At 72.2% G+C, this 20,112-nt stretch carries 15 protein-coding genes; 3 read left to right on the forward strand and 12 right to left on the reverse strand.

The features are described from left to right. Positions 1-78: 78 nt before the first annotated feature. From QSK18_RS27530 to mraZ, 11 genes are all read right to left on the reverse strand, one after another. Entirely contained in the window at positions 79-1,161 is a 1,083-nt protein-coding gene (locus QSK18_RS27530) for a cell division protein FtsQ/DivIB (protein WP_285624974.1), read from the reverse strand. Continuing rightward, on the reverse strand, positions 1,158-2,693 hold the full coding sequence (gene murC, locus QSK18_RS27535) for a UDP-N-acetylmuramate--L-alanine ligase (protein WP_232812973.1): 1,536 nt from the start codon (positions 2,691-2,693) through the stop codon (positions 1,158-1,160). Before murC ends, QSK18_RS27530 begins: the two co-directional genes overlap by 4 nt. Beyond that, positions 2,690-3,781, reverse strand: coding sequence for an undecaprenyldiphospho-muramoylpentapeptide beta-N-acetylglucosaminyltransferase (murG, locus tag QSK18_RS27540; protein WP_232812972.1), 1,092 nt, complete (start codon positions 3,779-3,781; stop codon positions 2,690-2,692). The genes murC and murG overlap by 4 nt, the downstream gene beginning before the upstream one ends. Next, on the reverse strand, positions 3,778-5,034 hold the full coding sequence (gene ftsW, locus QSK18_RS27545; protein WP_232812971.1) for a putative lipid II flippase FtsW: 1,257 nt from the start codon (positions 5,032-5,034) through the stop codon (positions 3,778-3,780). Before ftsW ends, murG begins: the two co-directional genes overlap by 4 nt. Next, positions 5,031-6,473 (reverse strand): Mur ligase family protein, encoded by a 1,443-nt coding sequence (locus QSK18_RS27550; protein ID WP_232812970.1) that lies wholly within the window; start codon positions 6,471-6,473, stop codon positions 5,031-5,033. The genes ftsW and QSK18_RS27550 overlap by 4 nt, the downstream gene beginning before the upstream one ends. After that, the gene (mraY, locus tag QSK18_RS27555; RefSeq protein ID WP_232812969.1) at positions 6,470-7,555 is read right to left on the reverse strand and encodes a phospho-N-acetylmuramoyl-pentapeptide-transferase; all 1,086 of its coding nucleotides are present in this window, start codon (positions 7,553-7,555) and stop codon (positions 6,470-6,472) included. The genes QSK18_RS27550 and mraY overlap by 4 nt, the downstream gene beginning before the upstream one ends. 156 nt (positions 7,556-7,711) lie before the next feature. Next, positions 7,712-9,292, reverse strand: a complete 1,581-nt coding sequence (locus tag QSK18_RS27560; protein ID WP_285624983.1) for a UDP-N-acetylmuramoyl-L-alanyl-D-glutamate--2,6-diaminopimelate ligase — start codon at positions 9,290-9,292, stop codon at positions 7,712-7,714. Positions 9,293-9,324: 32 nt separating this feature from the next. Continuing rightward, positions 9,325-11,466: a peptidoglycan D,D-transpeptidase FtsI family protein gene (locus QSK18_RS27565; RefSeq protein ID WP_232812967.1), complete on the reverse strand. Its 2,142-nt coding sequence runs from the start codon at positions 11,464-11,466 to the stop codon at positions 9,325-9,327. Further along, on the reverse strand, positions 11,463-11,954 hold the full coding sequence (ftsL, locus tag QSK18_RS27570; protein ID WP_232812966.1) for a cell division protein FtsL: 492 nt from the start codon (positions 11,952-11,954) through the stop codon (positions 11,463-11,465). The genes QSK18_RS27565 and ftsL overlap by 4 nt, the downstream gene beginning before the upstream one ends. Then, positions 11,951-13,033, reverse strand: coding sequence for a 16S rRNA (cytosine(1402)-N(4))-methyltransferase RsmH (gene rsmH, locus QSK18_RS27575; protein WP_232812965.1), 1,083 nt, complete (start codon positions 13,031-13,033; stop codon positions 11,951-11,953). The genes ftsL and rsmH overlap by 4 nt, the downstream gene beginning before the upstream one ends. A 515-nt stretch (positions 13,034-13,548) precedes the next feature. After that, positions 13,549-13,980 (reverse strand): division/cell wall cluster transcriptional repressor MraZ, encoded by a 432-nt coding sequence (mraZ, locus tag QSK18_RS27580; RefSeq protein WP_232812964.1) that lies wholly within the window; start codon positions 13,978-13,980, stop codon positions 13,549-13,551. 585 nt (positions 13,981-14,565) lie between these two features. Here mraZ and QSK18_RS27585 point away from each other — a divergent pair. From QSK18_RS27585 to QSK18_RS27595, 3 genes are read left to right on the forward strand one after another with little or no spacing between them, the layout of a single operon-like run. Beyond that, a complete protein-coding gene (locus tag QSK18_RS27585; protein WP_269810691.1) occupies positions 14,566-15,552 on the forward strand; it encodes an AAA family ATPase in 987 nt (328 codons plus the stop codon). Beyond that, entirely contained in the window at positions 15,549-16,943 is a 1,395-nt protein-coding gene (locus QSK18_RS27590; protein ID WP_232812963.1) for a DUF58 domain-containing protein, read from the forward strand. Before QSK18_RS27585 ends, QSK18_RS27590 begins: the two co-directional genes overlap by 4 nt. Next, entirely contained in the window at positions 16,940-19,351 is a 2,412-nt protein-coding gene (locus tag QSK18_RS27595; RefSeq protein WP_285624990.1) for a transglutaminase TgpA family protein, read from the forward strand. Before QSK18_RS27590 ends, QSK18_RS27595 begins: the two co-directional genes overlap by 4 nt. 342 nt (positions 19,352-19,693) lie before the next feature. Here the strand turns inward: QSK18_RS27595 and QSK18_RS27600 are convergent, their stop codons facing one another. Further along, the gene (locus QSK18_RS27600) at positions 19,694-20,083 is read right to left on the reverse strand and encodes an SCO2097 family morphological protein (protein WP_232812961.1); all 390 of its coding nucleotides are present in this window, start codon (positions 20,081-20,083) and stop codon (positions 19,694-19,696) included. Positions 20,084-20,112 lie beyond the last annotated feature (29 nt).

Consider the following 20,112-nt stretch of genomic DNA (forward strand, 5'->3'; position numbering starts at 1 on the left):
GGGGCCTTTCAACGACCGCTGCGGTGTGTCGCCCGGCCGTCTCGATCCCCCTGTCGATCGGCGGGCCGAACGGCCCGCTCACGAGGCGATGGACGGCATCTCCGGAGCCCGTACGTCGTAGGTCCGGGCCTTCTGCCGCAGCAGCGCGGTGAGGACCTCGGCCTTCTGCGCACCGTTCTCCGAGTCGCCCCACTGCACCAGCACCGTGCGCTTGGGCGCGTTCTTCAGCGGGGCGGCCAGCTTCAGCCAGATCCCGTCCGGAGAGCTGGTACCGATCGCGGTCAGCCGGTCGTCCAGGTTCTTCGGCAGGCCGTTCCGGACCGCCAGGGTTGCCCGCAGGTTCTCGACACTCTGCTTCTGGCCCAGCGCGACGTCGATCCGGGGCAGTCCCTTCGGGGTGCTCCGGGCCGGGCGGGTCTCCACGACCACGCCCTCGTCGTCGACCAGCTGGACCATCAGCATCTCGCCGCGTCCGGTGCCGGAGGTGGAGTTGCCCGCCACCCGGCTGGACGGCAGCGCGGCCACCGGTTCGCGTTCGGTCACCTCGACCCGCAGGGTGCCCGGCCAGGCCCGGCTCACCTGCACGTTCTTGACCAGGCGCAGTTGTTCCACCCGGCCCCCGACCTCGGCCGTGCGGGCCAGCAGCAGCGAGTGGCCGAGCTCGGTCTCGGCAGCCGCGCGTACGTCGGCCTCCTTCACCCGGTCCAGTCCGGCGATCTCCACCTGCTCGACCGTGGCCCAGGGAGAGAAGATCGCCCCCCAACCGCCGGCCAGGAGCACCAGCACGATGCTGGTGGTGATCAGGACACGGCGCCGCCGGCGGGCCCGGACCTTCGCCGCGAACCGCTGGGCGGAGGTCTGGGACACCACCGGACGGGTGCGCGCGGGGGCGTACTGCGGCAGCAGCCCGGTGGAGTGGCTGGCCGAGACCGGCCGTCCCACCTTGGCCGTGGGCTTGCGCCCACCCTTGCGCTCAGGCTGACGCTCGGGTTTGCGTTCGGTCGGCCGGGGTGCCTTGGCCGCCGGTTTGCCGGTGCTCTTGCCTGAGGACGACGGCCCGCCCGGTTTGCGTCGGGGGGCAGCGCTACGCCCGGTCGCCGCGCGCGGCGAGGAACTCCGGCCCGGCCGGCGGCCGGGCCCGCTGGAGGAGTTCGGGGTCATGCCGGCCGGTGCGCGCCGTCGCCGGAACGCAGCGCGTCCAGGATGATCGGCCCCAGGGTGGTGACGTCACCGGCCCCGATGGTCAGGACCAGGTCGCCCTTCTGCGCCCGGGCCACGACCTCGGCCACCGCGGCCGAGGCGGCGGCCCGGTAGGCCACCGACGTCTCCGGCAGCCGCACCGCCTTGGCCACCAGCTCGCCGGTGACCCCGGGCTCCGGGTCCTCCCGGGCGGCGTACACGTCCAGCACCACGACCTCGTCGGCCAGCGAGAGGGCCGCGCCGAAGTCGTCGGCGAAGATCCGCGTGCGGCTGAACAGGTGCGGCTGGAACACGGCCAGGACCCGGCCCTCCCCCACCACCGCGCGGGCGGCCTTCAGCACCGCCCGGACCTCGGTGGGATGGTGCGCGTAGTCGTCGACCACCCGCACCCCCTGCTCGGTGCCCTTCTCCTCGAACCGCCGCCGGGTGCCGCCGAAGCTGCGCACGGCGGTCAGCGCCGGCGCCCCGGAGACTCCGAAGTGCCGGGCGACGCACCAGGCGGCCACCGCGTTCAGGGCGTTGTGCACACCCGGCACGCGCAGCGTGACCGGGCCGATCCGGGTGCCGTCGGGGCGGGCCTCGATGGCGAACTGCACACCTTCCGGCGTCTCCTCGAGGTCGACGATGCGCACGTCGTTGTGCTCGCCCAGCCCGTAACGGCAGACCCGCACCGCGTGGCTGGTGAGCTCCCCCTCGGCCTGGGCCAGCACACGGCGCACACCGGCGTCGTCACCGCAGGCCACCACCATGCCGCCGGGCTTGACCCGCTGGCAGAACTCGGTGAAGGCCGCCTCGACCGCCTCCCCGGTGCCGTAGTGGTCGAGGTGGTCGGCCTCGACGTTGGTGATCACCGCGACCTCGGGCTTGTAGAGCAGGAAGGAGCCGTCGGACTCGTCCGCCTCGGCCACGAAGATGTCCCCGGCGCCGTCGTGCGCGCCCTGGCCACCCTCGGTCAGCTCGCCACCGATCGCGAACGACGGGTCCAGGCCGCACTCGCGCAGCAGCACCGTGGTCATGCCGGTGGTGGTGGTCTTGCCGTGGGTGCCGGCGATCGCCACCGGGCGACGGCCGGTCATCAGCGCGGCCAGCGCCTCCGACCGGTGCAGCACCCGCAGGCCCCGCTCGCGCGCCTCGACCAACTCGGGGTTCTCCGGGCGCACGGCCGAGGAGATCACCACGGTGGCCCCGGCCGGGACCTGGTCGGCGCGGTGGCCGATGAACACCGCCGCACCCCCCGCGCGCAGGCCGGCCAGCACCGGGCTGTCCCGGTTGTCGCTGCCGGACACCACCGCACCGCGGGCCAGCAGCAGCCGGGCGATGCCGGACATCCCCGCGCCGCCGATCCCGATCAGGTGCGCGGCCATGATCGGCTCGTCCACCAGCGGGGCACCGTCGGCACTGGTCACGGTGGGCTCACCGGAGATCCGGCCGCCCACCCGGGAACCGCCGATGGTGGGCACGCTGAGCTCGGGGCCCTGGTCCGGCTCGCTCATCGCTTTCCTCCCCGGGTACGAGCCGCCGTCTCGACCATGGTGGCCAGTCGCTCGTCGGCGTCACGGATTCCGAAGCGGGCCGCCGCGTCGCCCATGGCGCGCAGCCGGGCCGGGTCGCTCAGCAGCGGCAGCAGCACGTTCGCCACCCAGGTCGGGGTGCAGGCAGCGTTGTCGATCAGCAGCCCGCCGCCGGCCGCGACCACCGGCTCGGCGTTGTGCCGCTGTTCGCCGTTGCCGATCGGCAGCGGCACGTAGGCGGCCGGCAGCCCCAGGGCGCTGACCTCGCTGACGTTGCCGGCGCCGGAGCGGCAGACCACCGCGTCGGCCGCGGCGTAGGCCAGGTCCATCCGGTCCAGGTACTCGGTGACCACGTAGCCCGGCGGCGGCTCACCGTCGAACGGCACGGTCTTGCCCCGCCCGGCGGTGTGCAGCACCTGGATCCCGGCGCTGTTCAGCAGCCAGGCGGCCTTGCCGAAGGTGTCGTTCAGCTGCTGCGCGCCGAGCGAGCCGCCGGTGACGAAGAGCGTGGTCTGGTTCGGCTTCAGGCCCAGGGCGACCCGGGCCGTCTCCCGCTGCGACTCGCGGTCCAGCGAGGTGATCTGGGTGCGCAGCGGCAGGCCGATCACCTGGGCGTGGCGCAGCGCGGTACCGGGGAAGGTGACCCCGACGTGCGGGGTGAGCCAGGAGCCGAGGCGGTTGGCCAGGCCGGGCCGGGCGTTCGCCTCGTGCACCACGATCGGCACTCCGAGGCGGCGGGCCGCCAGGTAGGCCGGCGACGACACGTAGCCGCCGAAGCCGACCAGCACGTCCGCGTCCCGCAGCACCGCGGCGGCCGCGTCGATCGCCGCCTTCAGCTTCCCGGGCAGCCGCAGGACGGCGGCCGAGGGCTTGCGCGGCAGCGGCACCCGGGGCATCAGCTCGAGGTCGTAACCGGCGGCCGGCACCAGCCGGGCCTCCAGACCCTCGGCGGTGCCGAGCGCGGTGATCCTCGTGTTCGGGTCGCGGCGGCGCAGGCAGTCGGCCAGCGCCAGCAGGGGGGCGATGTGACCCGTGGTGCCGCCCCCGGCGAGAACGACGGAAAGGCTCATCGGCCCCTGCCCTCCCTTCGGACCGGCAGCACGGCCAGCGAGCGCTGCACCAGACCGGCGCGGGCGGCCAGGGCCTCGGCGGCCCCGGACTCACGCCGGGCGAAGCCGAGCACCATGCCGATGGCGGCGAGCATCGTGACAAGGGCCGTACCGCCGCTGGAGACCAGCGGCAGCGGCATACCGACGATCGGCAGCAGGCCGACGACCCCACCGATGTTGATGACGGAGTGGGTGACCACCCAGATCAGAACTCCCGAGGTAGCGATTTTCACGAACAGCTCGTCGCTGCGCAGCACGATCCGGGCCAGGCCGAGACACAGGGTCAGCAGCAGGCCGATCACGAGCAACGTACCGACGAGTCCGAGTTCCTCACCGATGATGGCGAAGATGAAGTCGTTGTGCGCTTCGGGAAGGATGCCCCACTTCTCCCGGCTGGCCCCGAGGCCGAGACCCCACCAGCCGCCGGAGGCGAGGGCCCACTGCCCGTGCACGCTCTGGAAGCAGGCGCCCAGGGCGTTGGCGCTGGAGGCGTCGCAGCCCTCCAGCCAGCTGCCGATCCGGCCCAGCCGGTTGCTGCTGAACAGCACCAGCAGCAGCACCGCGAACAGGAGCCCGACGGAGGCGGCGGCGAAGATCCGCAGCGGGGCCCCGGCCACGAACAGCAGACCGGCGACGATCGCCATCACCACCATTGCGGTGCCCAGGTCCCGCCCGCCGAGGATCAGCAGGAGCAGCACCCCGGCCCCCGGCACCACCGGGATCAGGGCGTGCAGCGGGCGGTCCAGCAGAGCGCGCTTGCGCACCAGCACGGTGGCCGCCCAGACGATCAGCGCGAACTTGCCCACCTCGGCCGGCTGCAGGTTGAACCCGGCGATCGAGACCCAGCCGTAGTTGCCGTTGATCCCGGCCCGGAACGGTGGCACGAAGGTCAGGAACTGCAGCACGAACGCGGTGAGCAGCATCGGCCAGGCCAGGGCCTGCCACATCCGCAGCGGGATCCGGCTGAACAGCACCAGGGCGGGGAAGCCGATCGCGGCGAACAGGGCCTGCCGCCAGAACTCGCTGAACGGTGAGGCGCCGTTGGCGATCGAGATCACGCTGGAGCTGGACAGCACCATCACCAGACCGATGCAGGTCAGCGTGACGGTGGCTCCCAGCACCAGGTAGTACGAGGTGAGCGGCGCGTTGAGCCGCCCGGCCACGCGCAGCGGGAGCGAGGGCCCCGGCGCCGGCAGACCGGCGGCGACACTCACCCCTGCACGTCCTTCACCGCGGCGGCGAAGGCCTGACCGCGGGCCGAGAACGGTTCGCCCTCGGGAGCCGGCAGCACCGGCGAGAGCAGCACGGTGTCGCCAGGCCGGGCCAGTTCGGCGGCCCGCTCGACGGCGGAGCGCATCACCGGCTCGATCTCGGGCATCCCGACAGTCTCCTGGACTCCGGAGTCGGAGACCGGGACATCCGGGGCGTGTCGGCCAAGGGCCTCACGCAGCGCAGCCGTCCCCTCGCCGGGCAGCAGGACCACGCCCCGCAGACGCCCGGCGTACTTCTGCACCACCGCGTCCAGGTCCACCGGGACATCGCCGTAACCACCCGCGATCCACACCACCGACTCGAAGCTGGACAGCCCGGCCGCCGCCGCGAACGCGTCGGTCGCGGCCGAGTCGTCCACCCAGTCGATCTCCCCGCTGCGGGCGAGCAGGTTCAGGCGGTGCGGCAGCGGGTAGTAGTGCCGGAGGCCGTCACGGACCGCGGACGGGGCGACCCCGTACGCCCGCGCCAGCGAGGCGGCGGCCAGGGCGTTGAGCACGTTGTGGGCGGCCAGGACCCCGGCGCCCGCGGTGCGGACGTCCTCAGTCGTCCCCAGCTCCGCGGCCGAGGTGCTGCGCTGCGGCACGAAGGCCCGGTCGCACAGCACGTCCTCGACCAGGCCGAGCATCGAGACCGCGGGCACCCCGCCGCTGAAGCCGATCGCCCGGGCGCCCTCGATCACGTCGGCCTCGCGCACCAGCTCCTCGGTGGCCGGGTCGGCGAGGTTGTACACGCAGGCGATCTCGGTGTTCTCGTAGATCCGCCCGAAGCCGGCCGCCGGATCGGCCGGGCCGACGTTCAGGCAGACCGAGGCCAGCGGCCGCAGCGAGGAGGACCAGCGCAGCTGGAAGTCCGACAGCTGCACGGCCAGCACGTCGTACGCCTCGGGGTGCAGCACCGACTCCAGCAGCGAGGTGCCCGCCTGGCCGGTCGAGGTGGCCCGCTTGCCGGCTGCCGAGAGCATGGTGGCCAGCATCGTGGCGGTGGTGGCCTTGCCCCGGGTACCGGTGATGGTGAGCCAGGGCGCCGGGTTGCGGGCCGGGCGCAGCCGCCAGGCCAGCTCGGCCTCCGACCAGACCGGGATGCCGGCGGCCAGCGCGTCGCGCACCACCGGATTCTCCTCGGTCCACCCCGGGGAGACGACCAGCAGCTCGGCCCCCACCTCGGGCAGGGCGGCCACGTGCTCGGCGCCGAAGCGGATGTCCGCGCCCAGCACCTCGAGCACGGTGCCCCGCTCGCGCCGGTTGCCGGTGTCGTCGACATCCACGATCACCACCTGGGCGCCGCGCTCGAGCAGCGCGTCGGCACAGGCGAACCCGGAGATCCCGATCCCGGCGACGACGACCCGCAGGCCGTCCCACTCGTTGTCCAGAGGGTTGCTCATATACCCACCACCCACTCGGCGTAGAACACTCCGAGACCGAGCGCCACGAAGAGGCCCGCGATGATCCAGAACCGGATGACGATCGTGACCTCACCCCAGCCCATCAGCTCGAAGTGGTGTTGCAGCGGCGCCATCCGGAACACCCGTTTCCCGGTCAGCTTGAACGAGCCGACCTGGATGATGACCGACAGCGTGATCATGATGAACAGACCGGCCAGCGGCACCAGCAGCAGCTCGGTGCGGGTGGTCACGGCCAGACCGGCCAGACCGCCGCCGAGCGCCAGCGAACCGGTGTCGCCCATGAAGATCTTGGCCGGGGAGGCGTTCCACCAGAGGAAGCCGAAGCAGGCGCCCATCACGCAGGCGGCGACCACGGCCAGGTCGCGCGGGTCGCGCACCTCGTAGCACTGCGGGCCGGCCCCGGAGGCCAGCTGGCAGGACTGGTTGGACTGCCAGATCCCGATCATCACGTAACCGCCGAACACCATCACGCTCGCGCCGGTGGCCAGGCCGTCCAGACCGTCGGTCAGGTTCACGCCGTTGCTGGCGCCCGCGATGATGATGTACGTCCAGATCACGTACAGGATCAGGCCGATGACCGGCCCGGCGAAGGCCAGGTCGACCGCGGTGTCCCGGATGAACGAGATCGCCGTGGTGCCGGGCGTGCGGAAGCCGTCGTCGGGGAACTGCAGCGTCAGCACCGCGAACGAGATCGACACGAACGACTGGCCGGCCAGCTTGCCGCCGGCGGTCAGGCCCAGGCTCCGCTGCCGGCTGATCTTGATGAAGTCGTCCAGGAAACCGACCAGGCCGAGACCGGCGATCAGGTAGAGCACCAGCACGCCGGACATGGTCGGGCCGTCCAGCGTGACCGCGTGCGCGACGGTGTAGCCGATCAGGGTGGCGGCGATGATCACCGCCCCGCCCATCGTCGGGGTGCCTCGCTTGACGTGGTGCGAGGTCGGGCCGTCGTCGCGGACGAACTGGCCGTAGCGGCGCTTGACCAGGAACCGGATGAACAGCGGGGTACCGAAGAGCGCGCAGATGAGCGACACGGCCGCGGCGATCAGGACCGTCAACACGACGCTGCCTCTGTCTCTCTCGATCGGTGCCGGGGGAGGTCCGGCGGATTACCGGGACTTGCTGTGGACATGCCAGACATCAGCGCGACGGTCCCCCACACGTGCCGGGGGTCAGTCGTCCGGCGCTCACCGTACCGAGCCACCGCGGGGCGTGTTTCACCGGTTCCGTCCTCCTGCCACCGGGAGAGCCCCGGAACCGTCCGTCCCCTCCAGCACCGCGGCGAGCACCGACCGGTCGTCGAAGGGGTGCACCACCCCGGCGATCTCCTGCCCCCGCTCGTGTCCCTTGCCCGTCACCAGCACGATCCCGTCCGGACCGGCCAGCCGGACCCCGGTCGCGATCGCCTCGCGGCGGTCGGGAACCTCCAGCACCTCGCGGGCGGTCCCGCTGGCCCCGGCCACGGATCGTGCCCCTTCGAGCACCGAAGCCCGGATCTCGGCGGGCACCTCGGAGCGCGGGTTGTCGTCGGTCACCACCACCAGGTCGGCGTGGCGGGCGGCCTCGGCGCCCATCTTCGGGCGCTTGGCACGGTCCCGGTCTCCCCCGGCGCCCAGGACGACCACCAGGGGGCCGCTCCGGGCGGGCCTGAGGGCCTTCAGGGCCGTAGCCACGGCGTCGGGGGTATGGGCGTAGTCGACGACCGCCAGGGGGCCCTGGGCGGCGCCTACCTGCTCCATACGGCCGGGCACCGCGGGCGCCGCGGCCAGCAGGCGGGCCGCCTCGGCCGGTTCGGTGCCGGAGGCGACGAGCATCAGCAGCGCCAGAACGGTGTTGGCAACGTTGAAGTCGCCCGGCAGGGGGCAGTGCGCGTTGAGTGCGATTCCGTCAGGACCCGTAAGGACGAAATCCGTGCCCCCGTCGCGCGGGGACGCGTCGGTCACGCTCCAGTCGGCTTTCCCGACAATGGACGGGTCGGGCGCGGCGGCGGTGGTGAAGGTCACCACCGGGACGGTGGCCTCGCGGGCCAGCCGACTCCCCCACGCGTCGTCCACGCAGATCACTCCCTGCCGTGACCGCGCCGGGGTGAACAGCTCGGCCTTGGCCGCGAAGTAGTCCTCCATCGTGGGATGGAAGTCCAGGTGGTCCTGCGAGAGGTTGGTGAAACCGGCCACGTCGAACCGGATGCCGTCGACCCGGCCGAGCGTGACCGCGTGGCTGGAGACCTCCATCGAGCAGACCTGCACCCCACGGGCGACCATCAGCGCCATCAGCGCGGCCAGGTCGGGCGCCTCCGGGGTGGTGCGGACGCTGTCCACCTGCTCGTCGAGGATCCGGGTGAGCACCGTGCCGATCAGCCCGCAGCGCCGCCCGGCCGCCCGCAGCGCCCCGTCCAGCAGGAACGTCGTGGTGGTCTTGCCGTTGGTGCCGGTGACCCCGAACATCAGCATCTTCTCGGCCGGGGCGCCGAACACCCAGGCCGCCAGCGCTCCCAGCACCTCGCGCGGGTTCGGCACCACCACCAGGGGCAGGCCGCTGTCGGCGGCGACCGCCGCGCCCTCGGGGTCGGTGAGCACCGCGGTGGCGCCCAGTTGCGCGGCACCGGAGGCGAACCGGGCGCCGTGGGTGCGGGCGCCGGGCAGCGCGGCGTAGAGGTCTCCCGGGCGTATCGCCCGGGAGTCCAGACAGACGCCGGTGATCGCGACGTGGCGCGAGGCTTCCGGCACGGTGGTACCGAGAACGTCTGCGACGTCGGCTAGGGAACGGGCGGGCGCGGGATCGCGCAGCGGGGCCGGCACGGTGGTCGAGGCTATCCGGTTTCCGCTACCGCTCAGGACCACTCGAGCGGGAGGTGCGGCTTCTTCGTCCCGGTCGGCTCGATCCCCTGGGAAGTCAGGGCCAGGGACATGATCTCCTTGAACACCGGGGCGGCCACGGTGCCACCGTAGTGGCCGTTCTTCGGGTCCTGGACGAACACTGCGACCACCAGTTCCGGATCGTCCGCCGGGGCCATCCCGACGAAACTGGCCGTGTACGAACCGTCATAGCAGCCGCACTCGGAGCTGTAGCGCTGGGCGGTGCCGGTCTTGCCGGCCACCCGGTAGCCCGGGATCGCGGCGTCCACCGCGGTACCGTCGTCGCTCACCACGCTCTCCAGCATCAGCCTCAGCTCCTGGGCGGTCTTGGCGCTGACCACCCGGGTCTTCTTCCCGTCGGGTTCCGCCTCGAGCCGGCCGTCGGCCCCGGTGACCGCCTTGACCAGCTTGGGCTGCACCCGCACCCCGTCGTTGGCGATGGTGGCGAACACGTCGGCCGACTGCAGCGCGGTCACCGACACACCCTGCCCGAACATCACGTTCAGCCGGGTCCGGCCGTCCCACTCCTCGGGAGTGCCCAGGATGCCGGCCGACTCGACCAGCCCGACGCCGGTCTTGCTGCCCAGGCCGAACTTGGTCAGGTACTCGTACATGGTCTGCGAGCTCATCCGCTCGCCGACCATCACGGTGCCGGTGTTCGACGAGGTGGCCAGCACCCCGGCGAAGGTGAGCTGCTCGGTCGGGTGGTCGTGCGAGTCACTGATCACCCCGGCCGCCCCCCGGTCGAGCTTGTAGGGCACCTTCAGCGGAGTGGTGGGCTTCACCTTGCCCTCTTCCAGCGCCGCTGCGGCGGTGATCACCTTGCTGGTCGAGCCGGGCTCGAACACCTCGTTCAGGGCCCGGTTGCCACGGTTCTCGGTCTTGGCCTTGCCCGGGTTGTTGGCGTCGAAGGTGGGGGCCTCGGCGAGGGCCAGGATCTCCCCGGTCTTCACCTTGGACACCACGATGGTGGCCGACTGCGCCTTCGACTTCTTCACCACCTCGCGCAGCGCCTCCTGCGACTTGTACTGCAGGTCGCGGTCCAGGGTCAGCTGCACGTCCTTGCCGTCCACCGCCTCGGTCACGGTGGTCATGCCGGTGGCGATCTGCTGACCGTCCTTGCCTCGCTCATATTTGAACTCGCCGTCGGTGCCGCGCAGCAGGTCGTCCTGGGTTCTCTCGATCCCGGCCTGGGGCTCGCCCTCACCGTTCATGAAACCCAGCACGTTCGAGGCTACGGTGGTGGCCGGGTAGGTGCGGCGACTGGCCTGCTCGCTGAAGATGCCGGGAATGGCCAGGGCCGAGACATCGCGCCAGACAGTCGGTTCCACGTCCTTGACCACATAGGCGAACGACCGGTTGCCGCCCAGCGCCTGGGCCAGGTCCGTGACCGGCATGTCCAGCACCGGGGCCAGTGCGCGGGCCGCGCCGACCACGCCCCTCTCGTTGTCCGCGACCTTGGCGTAGCGGTTGTACTGGGGCACCAGCGTCTGGTCGACAGTGATGTTGCGACGCTCCACCGTGGTGGCCAGCACACCGCCCTTGGTGTCGAGGATGTCGCCCCGGTGGGCGTACAGAGTGCGGGCCCGCAGCCGGTTCTCCAGGGCCTCGTTCGAAAGCGTCTCGGAGTCGAAGGCCTGCAGCTGCACCAGTCTTCCGGCGAAGATCACGAAGATCAGGACGATGACGACCGCGGTGAGGCGCAGCCGGGTGTCCGGGTTGCCGGCCCGGGCCGGGCCCAGGTTCAGCAGCGGCCCTCGCGGCCCCCGAGGCCCTCCTCCGCCTCGCCTTTTCGGTTGCGCGCGGGCAGATCTCACCGCCGGGCCGAGGGCCGAGCGGGTCAGCGTGCGGGCCGGCCTCGTCTTGGTTCCGGCCTGTTTACGGGCCACCGGCTTGGTTTTGGCCGTCCGCCGCGGTTCGGCCTTCTTGGCCGGGGCGGGTTTGCGGCCCTTCACCGGTTCCGGCCGGGGCTTCTGCGCCGGCGGCTGGGCCCGCTTGACCGCGGTCTTCTTCACCGGCTTGGGCCTCGGGGTGGCGGCGCTGCGGCCGGAACGACCGGTGCCACGCGGATACTCGGCCCCGGACCGGGCGGCCGCGCCGCCACCACTGGGGCTCATCGCGAGGGCTCACCCGTCGTCGGCGCGGTGCTCTTGACGGGAGCCGGCGGGGCGGTCGCGACCTCCGGCTCGCCCTTGACCGTGCCGTCCTTCGGGTCGAAGAAGGCAGGGTTGTCCACCGGGACCATGCCCAGCTCCTCGGCCGCCTCGGCCAGCTTCTGCGGCGCGCTCAGCTCCTGCACCTGCTCGGTCAGGGCCTGCCGCTGCTCGGCGAGTTCCCGCTCCTGGTCGCGCAGTTCGGTGAGTTCGTAGGCCCCCTTGCCGATGCTGATGTTCAGCAGCAGCAGCATGAGCAGACCGGCCCCGAGCAGCCCCACGCACAGCAGCGCCAGACCGGTGGCCGAACGCCGCGGCGTGGGAACCACCCGCAGTCGGGGACGCACAGCACGCGCCGGCGGCCGGGCCGGTTGACGGACCCGGGCCGCGGCCGCGGCCGCTCCCGAAAGATGGTCCGGCGCAACCTTCGCGGTCGCGGTGCTGGTGCTCATCCTGCGTCCCCTCCTCGTGGTCGGCGGTAGCCCGCCCTGCCCGGTGCCGAAGTTCTGCCGGCCGGCCGCAGCCGCTCGGCCGCCCGCAACCGGGCCGAGGCCGCCCGCGGGTTCTCGCCCGTCTCCTCCTCCGGCGGCACCTCGGCCCCTCTGGTCAGCAACCGCATCCGCGGAGCGTGCTCGGCCAGCTCCACCGGCAGGCCGGGCGGTGTGGTGCTGCGGACCTGTTCGGCCAGCACCCGCTTGACGATCCGGTCCTCCAGAGAGTGGTAGGCCAGCACGGCGATCCGGCCGCCCACGGCGAGTGCCTCCACCGCCGCCGGAACCGCCCGCTCGAGCACCTCCAGCTCCTGGTTGACCTCGATCCGCAGCGCCTGGAAGGTGCGCTTGGCCGGGTTGCCGCCGGTGCGCCGGGTCGCCGCCGGCACGTTGTCCCGGACCAGCTCGACCAGCCGGGCGCTGGTGGTGAAGGGCCGGGCCGAGCGCTCACGCACGATCGCCGAGGCGATCCGCTTGGCGAACCGCTCCTCGCCGTAGTCACGCAGGATCCGGGTCAGCTCGGCGGCCTCGTAGGTGTTCAGGACCTCCGCGGCGGGCAGGCCCACGGTCTGGTCCATCCGCATGTCCAGCGGGGCGTCGACCGCGTAGGCGAACCCGCGGTCGGCCTCGTCCAGCTGCAGCGAGGAGACCCCCAGGTCCATCAGGACGCCGTGGACCTCGTCGATCCCCAGGTCCTCGAGGACCTGCGGGATGTCGTCGTAGACCGCGTGCGCGGGCCGGAACCGCTCACCGAAGCCGGCCAGCCGACGGCCGGCCAGCTCCAGGGCCTGCGGGTCGCGGTCGATGCCGATCAGCGTGGCCTCGGGGCAGGCGCGCAGCAGTGCCTCGCTGTGCCCGCCCATCCCGAGCGTGGCGTCGACCACGACCGATCCGGGCCTGCTCAGGGCGGGCGCCAGGAGTTCGACGCAGCGGTCGCGCATGACGGGGACGTGGCGCTCGTGCGCCTGCGCCGTGTCCTGCGCCGGGTGGGACTGGTTCTCGGTGGTCACAGAGCTCTCGGGACGCTCAGGGCGGGTCATCGCGACCTCCCCTCGGGGAAATGGATCGGGCCCGGCCGTCCGTGGCCGGGCAGGTGGACTTCGGGCAGGAAGTCGAGGCTCTGATTCGCTAACCACACTCCGGGACCGACGGCCCGGGCGACCTCACGCGTCCGAGGGCGGAGCCGGGCCTCGACAGTGCGCCGGTGCGACCGGCCCGAGGTCCGCCGATCAGGTCTCCATCCGCTCCGACCGAACTGCGGCCTGACACCGGGGAAGGTGTGTCAGGACGCCTCGGGCGGCTGGAGACCTCATCGTCGGCGAGTCGGGCCGGCCGGTTGTCCAGCAACTGGATGCTCGGATTCGCTCGTCGTCCGCGGCGCCCTACCCGGCCTGTTTCCAGATGGCCGGGCGGGGCTCGGAGGTCGTGCTGGGGTCAGGAGCGCGCGGGGCGCGTCGTCGGGACAGTCGGTCGGGCAGTGGGCCGGCTGGGGCAGCGGCCGGACGGTCACATCGCGTGGTGCTCCTGCGGGGTGGCGTGTGCATCAGACGGGCCATCAGAACAGTCCCGGGACGACTTCCTCGGCCTGCTCGGCGAACGCCTGCTCCTGCTCGTTCAGGTACGACTCCCAGGCCGCCAGGTCCCAGATCTCGATCCGCTCCCCCGCACCGATCACGGCGCAGTCGCGGGTCAGACCGGCGTAGGTACGCAGCATGGCCGGGATGGTGACCCGGCCCTGCTTGTCGACCGCCTCGTCGGACGCCCCGGAGAGGAACACCCGCAGGTAGTCGCGCGCCTGTTTGCTGGTCACCGGGGCCTGCCGCAACTGGCCGGCGATACGGGAGAACTCGTCGACCGGGAAGACGTAGAGACAACGCTCCTGCCCTCTGGTCACGATCACCCCTGCCTCCAGTTGCTCGCGGTACTTCGCCGGAAGGATGAGCCGGCCCTTGTCGTCGAGGCGAGGCGTGTGGGTGCCGAGGAACACCGGCGGTCCCCTCTCCTCGCCCCTCCCTGTTCAGAGCAGCTGGAGCGTGAGGCGTCATCCGTGAAACTCCTCTCCGCTCCAGTGGCCTCCACATTACTCCACTTCCCCCCACACGCAATGGCGGAACGGCGGATTCCACCGCCGCCACCTGCACGAACGTGCAGGTCAGAGGGCCAGGGGCGGAAGTGGGGAAGGTTTGCGGCCGGGTGTCACCGCGACCTTGACAAGAGCCGCCCGATCGGTCATATGTCCCCTTCGAAGCGCCTTGGGCCCGTTCGCGGGGCCCGGCGTGGAGCAGAGTGGGGGATGCGGAAGGCTTGAGGACGCCGGTGGTGGGGGAAGGTGGGGAAGCGTGGCTCCCGCCCGGGTCGGGTCCGATCCGGGAAGGGACGCTTGCTCGGGAAGGAACGCTTACCCGGGAAGGGACGCTGCAGGATGCTTCAGCGTTTGAGAGACTGATCGGCACCAAGCACTGCACTCGTACTTGCTCGATGTAGACGCACGACTTCTGCCGGGCCTACCCGGACGACAGGCACCCCCGGCCGTGAAGGTCCGGGAGGCACGGAGGCTGCACACGTGACGACCATGGCCGGCCCGCGGGAACTGGAGTACCTCGCCGGGGTGACCGGAGCTATCAAGGCAGCGATCGAGTCGGTCATCGAGGGGAAGCCCGACGTGGTCGACCTCGCCGTCACGGTGCTGCTGGCCGAGGGGCACCTCCTGGTGGAGGACGTCCCCGGCGTGGGCAAGACGATGCTGGCCAAGGCGATGGGCCGGGCGGTCGACTGCACGGTCCGGCGCATCCAGTTCACCCCCGACCTGCTGCCCAGCGACATCACCGGGGTCAGCATCTACCGGCAGGAACGGCACGAGTTCGAGTTCAAGCCGGGCGCCGTGTTCGCGAACATCGTGGTCGGCGACGAGATCAACCGGGCCAGCCCGAAGACCCAGTCCGCGCTGCTCGAGTGCATGGAGGAGCACCAGGTCACGGTCGACGGGGTGACCCACCACCTGGAGAGCCCGTTCATCGTGGTGGCCACCCAGAACCCGGTCGAGATGGAGGGCACCTTCCCGCTGCCCGAGGCCCAGCGCGACCGGTTCATGGCCCGGGTCTCGATGGGCTACCCCTCGGCCCACGCCGAGCTGGACATGCTCGGCCACCACGGCGAGCACGACCCGCTGGCCGGCCTGCGCCCGGCCTGCGACGCCAACACGGTGCGCTCGCTGATCGCGGTCAGCCGCTCGGTCTACGCCGCCGACGGCATCAAGGAGTACGTGGTCAACCTGGTCCGGGCCACCCGGGCCAACCCCGAGCTGCGCCTGGGCGCCTCGCCGCGCTCGGCCCTGCAGCTGCTGCGGGCGGCCAAGGCCCGGGCCGCGATGAGCGGGCGCGGCCACGTCATCCCCGACGACGTGCAGGCCCTGACCCCGCTGGTGCTGGCCCACCGCCTGATGCCCAGCGCCGAGGCCCAGCTGGCCCGCCGTACCCCGGCCGACGTCCTGACCACGATCCTCGGCCAGGTACCGGTCCCCGCGCCCCGCGCCTCCACCAGCACCGCCTGGCCGGCATGAGGTCGGTGGTCTCCCGGGCCCGCGCGGCGCTGTCCGGGCTGACCACCCGGGGCCGGTCCTTCCTCTCCGCCGGGGTCGCCTCGGGCATCTGCGCGGTCGTGCTCGGCCGCCAGGACCTGCTGCGGATCGCCGTGCTGCTGCTGGTGCTGCCGCTGGCCTGCGTGTACATGCTGACCCGGGCGCACTACCGGATCGGCCTGACCCGGACCACCACCCCGGCCCGGGTGTCGGTCGGCGCCCCGATGCGGGTCCGGCTGGAGCTGCAGAACCTGGCCTCGATGCGCACCCGGGTGCTGTTGGCCGAGGACCGGGTGCCGCCCGCGCTCGGGGCCCCGCCGCGCTTCGTGCTCGACCGGATGCCCGGCGGCCAGCGCGCCGCCGTCACCTACTCGCTCACCGCCGCCATGCGCGGGCGCTACCCGATCGGGCCGTTGCGGCTACGGGTCACCGACCCGTTCGGGATGTGCGAGCTGACCCGCTCGTTCACCGGCAACGACCACGTCACCGTGGTGCCCCGGCTCTACCCCCTGGTGCCGCTGACCGCCGGCGGCACCTGGGGCGGCGCCGGCGACTCGCTGGCCCGGGCGGCCGCGGTCAGCGGTGAGGACGACATCGCCACCCGGGAGTACCGGGAGGGCGACGACCTGCGCCGGGTGCACTGGCGCTCGACCGCCAAGCGCGGCGAGCTGATGGTGCGGCGCGAGGAGCAGCCCCGGCAGATGCGCGCCACGGTGGTGCTGGACACCCGGGCCCGGGCCCACCGCGGCGAGGGCCCCAGTTCCTCGTTCGAGTGGGCGGTCAGCGCGGCCGCCTCGGTGGCCGTGCACTTCGCCGAGGAGAAGCACGGCATCCGGCTGCTGCTCGACGGCCGGCCCGCGAACTGGTCCAACCCGCACTCCGGCGAGGCCTCCGGCGAGCTGCTCGAGCGGCTGGCCATGGTGCAGACCGGCGGCGACGAGGCCCTCGACGACGCGATCGGGGTGCTGCACCGGGCCGGCGGCGACGGCCTGATCATCGCCGTGCTGGGCGAGATCGACGAGTCCACCGCGCTGCGGCTGGGTGAGCTCGGGCTGGCCGGCCGGGCCGGGATCGCGGTGCTGCTGAACACGCCGGAGTGGTCGGCCGGTGCGGTGCGGGGCTCGGCCCAGAACCGGCAGCGGGTCGCCGGCCTGCTGCGCGAGGGCGGCTGGGCCGTGGTCGAGGCCGGGCCGGAGCAGTCGATCGCCGACCTGTGGAGCGGTGCGGCGGGTACCGCCGCGGCGGCCGGGGCCGAGGTGCATGCACCGCGGGTTCCCGCCGGTGGTGCACACCCCACAGCTTCGGCGTCTACTAATGGCCATGTGAACGGTTCGGGCGGTTCTGGCGACGGCTTTGGGCGGCTGCTGGCATGAGAGACGGATCCGACGAGCGGATGGCGGTGACCGCGGCGGCTGCCAGCCTGGTGGCCGCCCTCACCCTGGCCCCGCTGATCAAGGGCACCACCTGGCTCTTCGCCGCGGCGATCATGGTGCTGACGGTGATGGTGACCGGCATCGTCGCACGCCAGCTGGCCCGCGGCTGGTGGCCGGCCGTGGTCGGGCTGCAGGCGATCACCCTGTTCCTGGCCATCGTGGTGCTGTTCGCCCGGGGCGAGCTGGTCGACCCGCCGGGTGCCGTGCGGCTGCTGTCCGACATGCTCCAGGCCGGCATGCAGGTCACCCAGAGCCAGTCCCCGCCGGTCGACGCCGAGCGCGGCATCGTCCTGCTCGTGGCCGGCGGCGCCGGGCTGGTCGCGCTCGCGGTCGACATCCTGGCCACCTCGTTCCGGCAGCCCGCGCTGGCCGGTCTGCCGCTGCTGGCGATGTACTGCGTGCCCGCCGCCCTGCTCGACGACGGCCTGCCCTGGTACCTGTTCCTGGTGGCGGCGGCCGGTTTCCTGCTGCTGCTGTCGGCCGACGCCGGCGACCGGGTGCGGTCCTGGGGCCGGGTGCTGGCCTCGGCCGGGCAGCGGTCGGCGGCCCGGTCCGGCGGTGACACCGGCCTGGCCCGGGGCGGGCGCCGGGTGGGTCTGGCCGCGGTGGCGATGGCGGTGGCCCTGCCGGCGGTGGTGCCCGGCCTGGACAACCAGCTGCTGGGCGGTTCAGGAGACGGCGACGGCGGCTCCGGCGGCACCGTGATCACCCGGATCAACCCGATCCTGGACATGCGCCGCGACCTGAACGACCCGGTCGACACCCAGCTGCTGCAGTACTCCACCACGGTGCTCAACCCGGAGCCGCTGCGGATCGTCACCGACGACCAGTACGACGGGCGCACCTGGCGGCCCAGCAACAAGGACATCCCCCGGGCCAACAACATCAACAACGGCATGCCGGACGCACCCGGCCTGACCAGCGGGGTGGCCACCACGGAGGAGGAGTCGAGGATCCGGATCTTCCGGCTGCGCGAGACCTACCTCCCCCTGCCCTACCCCACCCGGCAGGTGTCCGGGCTCGACGGCGAGTGGCTGTTCGACAAGGAGACCCTGAACGTCATCGGCAACGAGGTGGACACCACCCAGGCCGAGTACACGGCGAAGTTCCTCAGCGTCTCGCCGACCTCCGAGCAGCTGGCCGGCGCGCCCGAGCCGCCGAAGGACATCGTCGACCGCTACACCGACCTGCCCGACGACATCCCCCAGGTGGTCGAGGACACCGCTCGTGAGGTGGCCGGCAACGGCACCCAGTACGAGCAGGCGGTCCGGCTGCAGGACTACTTCTTCCGCGACGGCGGCTTCCGCTACGACACCCGGGCCCCGCAGAGCGAGGACGGCGACGGCAGCGCCTCGGCGATCGTCGACTTCCTCGACCAGAAGGTCGGGTACTGCGTGCACTACGCCTCGACGATGGCCGTGATGGCCCGTCAGCTGGGCATCCCGGCCCGGGTGGCGGTCGGCTTCCTGCCCGGCAGCGTGCAGACCGAGAACACCCGGATCATCTCCTCCCGCGACGCCCACGCCTGGCCGGAGCTGTACTTCGAGGGCGTCGGCTGGGTGCGCTTCGAGCCCACCCCGCGCAGCGGCCAGGCCCCGCCGTCGTGGACGATCCCGCAGGAGGAGGACGACGACTCGACCACCAGCGAGGACACCAGCACCACGACCGCGCCGGAGACCGACGACGAGGGTGCGAGCAGCTCCTCCGAGGCCGCGGTGCCGGACGAGCAGGAGGTGGCGGCGGGCGCCCAGCAGTCGGACGGGTTCAGCGTGCCGTGGCAGCCGATAGTGGCGCTGCTGGTCGTTCTGCTGGCTCTGGCCTCTCCCCGGGCGGCTTCCTCGCTGGCAACCCGAAAGCGCTGGCGTAGGGCCGGAACCCCGCCCGCTCTGGCAGCGGCCGCCTGGGACGACCTGCGGCTGGGTCTGAGCGATCTCGGCGTGCGCTGGGCGGCGTCCTGGACGCCGCGAGCAGTCCGGCAGCGGCTGAACGACGACTACCAGCTCTCCCCGGAGCAGGCCGAGGCCCTCGACCGGCTGGTGGAGGAGCTGGAGGACGCGTTCTACGCCCCGCCCTCCGATGCTCCGGGCCGTCCGGCTGCGGAGCGCAAGAAGGACGTAGCGCTGATCGTGGGTGCCGTGGCGGTGCAGAAGTCGTCGCAGACCCGGTGGCGGGCGCGCTTGTGGCCGGCGTCGGGAGTGAGTGCCCTGGCCGCCCTGGGGCCCTGGTTCACCTCGAGGTTCCAGCGGGGTTCGTCCGTGGACGACTCCGACGACCTCGATCCGGACACCGATGGCGCTGCCCGCCCGCCGCGCGCACCACAGCAGAAGGCCGGTAGCGGCGCTCGATAGGGCTCAGGAAGAGCTCTCAGTAAGAACTTGAGGACGTCGTCCGGCACCCGAGTCGCTCGGGTGCCGGACGATTCGCGTCCCCGGCAACCCGGGACTGGGCTCTCCAGCCGGCTATGAGGGTGCTCGTGTTCGCCCGTCCATCACCTGCGGTTCGCCCTTACGGGCGGGTGGATCGGGCATGCTCTGGTCGAACAGGCTCCACAGGGCCACTCACGGGCCAAACAGCACTTGGCGGTACCGCGTGCTGCGGTACCGCCCATGAACCCTGCATTCAGCTTGAAGGCCCCGCCAGGCGGGGCCCCTTGCTATCAAGCATCTTTCATGCTGTGCTGCGGCGCCGGGTCAGCGTTCGTCCCGGCGACGATCCCACCGCTGTTCAAGGCGCTGCATGAAGCCCGCCTTGTTGCGGTTGTTGCGTTTCACCGGGGGACGGACCGTACCGGCCGCATTGACAACGCCTACTGGACCTCTGCGCTTGCTGGACACGGCATACGCCGTACCACCCAGCATGCAGACGAAGCCGAGCACCCCGATCGGGATGTTGTTGTTGGCTACGCCAAAGACGAGCACTACGAGCCCGAGCACGATACCCGTGCCCCCAATAGCAAGCCGCCGACCGGCCCCTGGCCGTCGGTTGGCGCCACGCATTGCCGAGGCGAACTTCGGATCCTCGGCATAGAGCGCGCGCTCCATCTGCTCAAGCAGACGCTGCTCGTTATCGGAGAGCGGCACTTCGACCTCCTGACGGTCACACCGGTCGT

The sequence above is a fragment of the Kineosporia sp. NBRC 101677 genome, from assembly GCF_030269265.1.
GTDB lineage: Bacteria > Actinomycetota > Actinomycetes > Actinomycetales > Kineosporiaceae > Kineosporia > Kineosporia rhizophila.

Bases quoted from the DNA above. Each gene is read 5' to 3' on its own strand.
- QSK18_RS27585 (WP_269810691.1), top strand. From the start codon at position 14,566: ATGGCCGGCCCGCGGGAACTGGAGTACCTCGCCGGGGTGACCGGAGCT.
- QSK18_RS27595 (WP_285624990.1), top strand. From the start codon at position 16,940: ATGAGAGACGGATCCGACGAGCGGATGGCGGTGACCGCGGCGGCTGCC.
- QSK18_RS27565 (WP_232812967.1), bottom strand. From the start codon at position 11,466: ATGAGCCCCAGTGGTGGCGGCGCGGCCGCCCGGTCCGGGGCCGAGTAT.
- QSK18_RS27550 (WP_232812970.1), bottom strand. From the start codon at position 6,473: ATGAGCAACCCTCTGGACAACGAGTGGGACGGCCTGCGGGTCGTCGTC.
- murG (WP_232812972.1), bottom strand. From the start codon at position 3,781: ATGAGCCTTTCCGTCGTTCTCGCCGGGGGCGGCACCACGGGTCACATC.
- murC (WP_232812973.1), bottom strand. From the start codon at position 2,693: ATGAGCGAGCCGGACCAGGGCCCCGAGCTCAGCGTGCCCACCATCGGC.
- QSK18_RS27590 (WP_232812963.1), top strand. From the start codon at position 15,549: ATGAGGTCGGTGGTCTCCCGGGCCCGCGCGGCGCTGTCCGGGCTGACC.
- rsmH (WP_232812965.1), bottom strand. From the start codon at position 13,033: ATGACCCGCCCTGAGCGTCCCGAGAGCTCTGTGACCACCGAGAACCAG.
- QSK18_RS27530 (WP_285624974.1), bottom strand. From the start codon at position 1,161: ATGACCCCGAACTCCTCCAGCGGGCCCGGCCGCCGGCCGGGCCGGAGT.
- ftsL (WP_232812966.1), bottom strand. From the start codon at position 11,954: ATGAGCACCAGCACCGCGACCGCGAAGGTTGCGCCGGACCATCTTTCG.